This is a genomic window from Patescibacteria group bacterium, assembly GCA_018817085.1.
Classification (GTDB): domain Bacteria; phylum Patescibacteriota; class WWE3; order CG2-30-40-12; family CG2-30-40-12; genus CG2-30-40-12.
In genome coordinates this window covers 1-4,723 of sequence record JAHIUT010000061.1, presented here as the reverse complement: position 1 = coordinate 4,723, position 4,723 = coordinate 1, and the positions used below count along the sequence as shown (strand labels likewise).

Annotated in this window: 3 protein-coding genes; 1 reads left to right on the top strand and 2 read right to left on the bottom strand. The window is 37.0% G+C overall.

The genetic code is table 11. The features are described 5' to 3' along the window. The first annotated feature begins 197 nt into the window (after positions 1-197). Complete coding sequence (cas12d, locus tag KJ678_03920; protein MBU1017279.1) at positions 198-3,614, top strand: type V CRISPR-associated protein Cas12d; 3,417 nt, start codon at positions 198-200, stop codon at positions 3,612-3,614. Positions 3,615-3,783: 169 nt separating this feature from the next. Here cas12d and KJ678_03915 read toward each other — a convergent pair whose 3' ends face one another. Together KJ678_03915 and KJ678_03910 are read right to left on the bottom strand one after the other, a co-directional pair. After that, complete coding sequence (locus KJ678_03915) at positions 3,784-4,089, bottom strand: hypothetical protein (GenBank protein ID MBU1017278.1); 306 nt, start codon at positions 4,087-4,089, stop codon at positions 3,784-3,786. A gap of 112 nt (positions 4,090-4,201) precedes the next feature. Then, positions 4,202-4,588, bottom strand: coding sequence for a hypothetical protein (locus KJ678_03910; GenBank protein ID MBU1017277.1), 387 nt, complete (start codon positions 4,586-4,588; stop codon positions 4,202-4,204). Between the last annotated feature and the right edge of the window lie 135 nt (positions 4,589-4,723).

Genomic DNA, 4,723 nt, shown 5'->3' with positions numbered 1-4,723 from the left:
GGGATAAAGGCAGTCAGCTAGAGATACAACTCCGAAAGTATCGGGGATAAAGGCCACAGACGCTTACCAATACTCCGAAAGTATCGGGGATAAAGGCATTTCATCAGCAATAGTTCTCCGAAAGTATCGGGGATAAAGGGTTTCCAGTCGAAAGACTTTTGCCTTCTACCCTTTTCCGATTTTATTGGTATAAGGTAATGAGTAAAAAATTAACAGGGTATACTTTACATAATAAGCGGTTGGAATATACGGGAAAGTCCGCCATTCGCTCTATTAAATATCCCCTAAAACCGCCCACCCAAGAAGAATTGGATTCTTTTTCAGAAAAAATAGTTTGGGATTATGAACATTTAGTAGGTCCCCTAAACATATCCAGCTACAATAAAAATCCCAATATGTACAGTCTCGTAGATTTTTGGATAGACAGTTTGCGCGCAGGAGTAATTTGGCAAAGCAAAAGTAACTTACTAATAAATTTAGTACGCAAATTGGAAAGAGATATACTTCCAACAGAGAAAATCTTTGAGCAGATAGATTTTAAATTAAAAAGCAAGCTAGATAGAGAAAAAGTTATAGCTACAATTATTCTTAATACAGGAATTCGTTCTTTAAGTACCCACAAAAGCCTGCGAAACCGCTTTTTGAAATGTTTTAAAGAGGAATTTTGGGATAATACAGATGTCCTTGCCTGTGTGGACAGATGGAGCCAGGCTCTTATTGTTAAAGGAAAAAGTATTCCGTCAAAAGAGCAAAGGCTTTACTGGGAAAAGGAGTTCAATATTAAAATATCCTCCTTTTCCGAAGGTGTTAAACTTTCACCAAAATTTACCTTTTATATAAACCCTTCTTTGGAATTCAACCCTAATTTGTCTTTAGACAAATGCCTTGAACGAGTGCAGAATATCGAGGATAACCCAGAAAGTTTGCTAGGATTAGATAACAATTTTTCGGCTTTTTCCAATTATTTTAACGAGGTTTTTGCAATACTCTATAAAGGCGAAGTAAAAAATCTTGTAGATACCGTTGTAGAAATGTGTCCAAAATGGTCCGACAAAAAAGAGGCGTTGGAAGAACGGTTAAAGTTTTTGAGTAGGAGGGCAAAAGAATTGGGTTTGCCCAAACTTTCTAATTCTTGGGCGGATTATAGAATGGTTATAGGAGGAAAGCTTAAATCGTGGTTCTCAAACTATAGGGGGCAGTTGGAAAAAATCAAAGAGGATTTAGAAGAGCACAGAGAAGCTTTAAAAACTTTGCGGAAAGATATTGAAAAAATAGAAGTAATTAAAGACGATCCTTTTACAAAAACTATGAAAGGAGATTTAACCGAGCAAAGGGTAGTTTTGCTTAAACTTTTGGAAACCCTGCTTGTTGGGGATAAAATCGCAATTGACGATTTTGAACTTTATCAATTCTTGTTGGCAGATTTTAAAGGTTTGCTAAACACCGCTTATCAAAAAAGCATCCAAACAGAGAAAGAGAAAAAAGAGGATAAGGATGTTAGCAAAAAGTACAATGCTCTGTACAAAAAACTGCACAATATGTCAAGATTTTTTGGCGATGCTAAAAAAGAAAGATATCAAAAAATTGTTAACTCTTCTCTACCCGCAATAGATATCGGATTAAAAATCCTTGCAGATATACTAGAGAAACTTGAAACCACAAAGGAACAAGATTTTTCCTTAATAACAGAAGAATATGTAAAAAAACAGCTTGAAAAGCTTAATAAAAAATATAAGAGCAGGGCGTTTAATTATAATAAGTTTAACCAAATTACCGAACAAATACTCAAAAAATATAATAATGGCAACCTGCCAAAATTCAACGAGGTTTTCTACAAACATCCAAGAGAAAAGAGCATAAACAACAAAGAATTACCTATAGAAATATCTAACCCACCAGAAACATTTCGCTACCTTATTGATAAGTACAAGATTGATTTAGATTGGAAAACCCTTAACCCAAACGAGGTGGCAGACTTTGTGGAAGTGTATAAATTTACTTTGGGGTGGCTTTTAACTCTTAATAAATCTCTTAAAGTAGATTTTTCTCGTTATGATATGCCTCTTTTCCCAAAGGCGTCCGCTTTTATAAAAAGGTTTGGAGGTGAGTTAGAAGGCTACTCTTTAAACAAAGTTATTTTCAGTTTTATAGCAAGTGAGATTAAAGGTTTTGTAACTTTATACACTAGAGAAACCTTTGTTGTTAGATATGTTATACAGACAATTGCCAGCGAAAAGAAGTTTCCTTTGCTTTGTATTCAAGAGGATAAAAAAGAAGAAACGCAAGACTTTTCTCGCAAATGGGGTGTGTTAATAAGGGGAGAGGAACCTAAACGAGAAAGCAAAATAAAATGTCTTAAAATTGTGGGTAAAAAAAATGTTACTTCCGCAAAAGGGGAATATGTTTCTCCTGATTTTATTTGGCATATAAAAACCTCAAAATATCAAATCCAATTTTTAAACAGGCTTTTTTGCAAAACTAAAAAGTGGAATTCTATGGATATTGAGTTGAGCGAACCCTGCCTAATACTTGAGGAAAAATGGAAAATTTTATGGGATAAAGAGAAAATGAAACCCGTTTTTGAAAAAGAGGAAAACGACCAAAAAGTGTATTATTCAATGCCTTTTGATTTAAAACCTGTTGCAAATCAGAAACAGCGGAAACAGCGAGCAGAAGAAATTGAAAACAGGACAGCTTATTTAGGTTTGGATGTGGGGGAATTTGGTGTTGCCTATGTTGCAATGAAAGTAGACGATAACAAAATTAAGATTCTTGAAAAGGGTTTTATTACTGATCCAGCCCTTCGTAAAATAAGAACGCATATACAGTCTTTTAAAGAAAGGCAAAAAGCGGCAACCTTTGCAAACCCGTCCACAAAAATTGCCCGCGTGCGGGAAATGGCAATACACTCTTTAAGAAACCAAATACATAATTTGGCTTTAAAATACAACGCAAAAATAATTTATGAGATATCTATAAGCAATTTTGAAACAGGGGGAAACAAAATAGCTAAAATTTATAGGTCATTGAAAGTGTCGGATGTTTATCCAGAGAACGGGGCAGACCGTGCTGTTGTAAAAGCAGTATGGGGGGAAAGAAGCAAATTAATGGGTAACCATATCTCCTCGTATGCTACAAGCTACACCTGCATCAAATGTTTTAGAACACCTTTTGAGTTGGATTTAGATAAAAAATACTCCTTTTCAAAAGAAGGGGGGAAGGTTGTTGTAGATATAAACAACACGAAAGTGAGCGGATTTGTGAGAAAAAGTACAGACAACGATAGCAAAAGCAATAAGCTAGAAGTGAAAGGAAAAGTTGCCTTGGGCTGGATAAAAGATTATGCAAGACCACCAATATCAGAAGTTTTACTTCCCGAAAGCAATTTAGAGCAAAAATTGCATAATCGCGGCAACAGTTATATTTATAGATGCCCCTTTTGTGGTTATGTAACAGACGCAGATATTCAAGCGGCTTTTAACATTGCTTGTAGAGGGTACATTAGCGAGATTAAAAAAGGCAAAAAGGGGAAAGGTTTTGAGTACATAAAAGAAGTAAAGACTTTGTGGTCTAAAAACAACAATCCTTGGAAAGAATTTGAATTCCCCATATAAAAGTTTGTTGCTACACCTTTATTGTTGCCCCACCTTCAAGGCGGAATAGCGGAAAGGGCGGAGGAACAGCGTTTGGAATTTTAGGGGTGCGGATCCCACAAATAAAAATCCGCTGGGGCAGGAAAAAACTTCTTTCCTTGCGCCAGCGGAGTTGCGCGCCAAATCTATTCTACTTGCCCGTACCCCAATCCCAATCCCACGACTGGGGAGAAATCCTTCGCATAATACTCTCCACCTTTTCAGGCGAAGTTCTGGGACCAATCAGCGAAAACGCCCGCGCCAACTTTTTCGGGGGCAGATGCCCATACTTAAATACCAACAACACCGCTCTCGGAGGAACTCCCACCTTTTGGGCAACTTCGCCAACAACTTCACCAGAAAGATTCTCCTCTCCGCAAAAAAGCTCCCAGGAGATGTCCGCGTCGTCGCGAAATAGCTTAATAATCTCCCCAACCTGCACTACACTAACATTCATTTCCCCGCCTCCTTTTTGGTTTGAAAAGCCCTTCCCGATAGACGATGTGGAGAGAATAATAGCATAAATTACAAAAAGGGACTACCCCGATTCGGGGTAGTCCCTTTTTTAATTACTTGTAGCAGTTGGGGCAGGGGGGTATTAAAGTATTAATTATCACCAACAAAATAAACAGCTCCAAAATAAAAAATAGGTAAGAGGTCAGAAAAATTTTAATCGTGGGATATGGTCCTTTAGAGATTTTAAGTAGTCTTTTCTTGTCAAAATACATAACCAATATACCAAATAAAAGTGTCCCCATGGAACCGAAAATAAAGCCTGTTATTTTCCCCATAGAGTAGAGCAATAGCCAACCCATTTCATATGGCTCGCCAAAAGCGTAAAGATAAGCAATCCGTGCTAGATGCAGTCCAAAGACAAATAAACACATAAAGGACGCTGTCAAAGAAAGCGAAATTAACAACGATCTGTTTATAATAGAAATAGAGTTTTTATTCATCAGAACTTTGCAAAATTCCAATTATATCTTCCCGTACTTTCGGTTGTCCAATTAGAGCTGTATGATACATCCCAACAGTTTCTAGCTTGGGTACTTCTGCCCTAATCGTCCACATATTGTCCATCTCCGCTAGTT

What these genes read in the sequence shown, in the direction of transcription:
- KJ678_03910 (MBU1017277.1), bottom strand. Translation starts at nt 4,588, where the DNA reads ATGAATAAAAACTCTATTTCTATTATAAACAGATCGTTGTTAATTTCG.
- cas12d (MBU1017279.1), top strand. Translation starts at nt 198, where the DNA reads ATGAGTAAAAAATTAACAGGGTATACTTTACATAATAAGCGGTTGGAA.
- KJ678_03915 (MBU1017278.1), bottom strand. Translation starts at nt 4,089, where the DNA reads ATGAATGTTAGTGTAGTGCAGGTTGGGGAGATTATTAAGCTATTTCGC.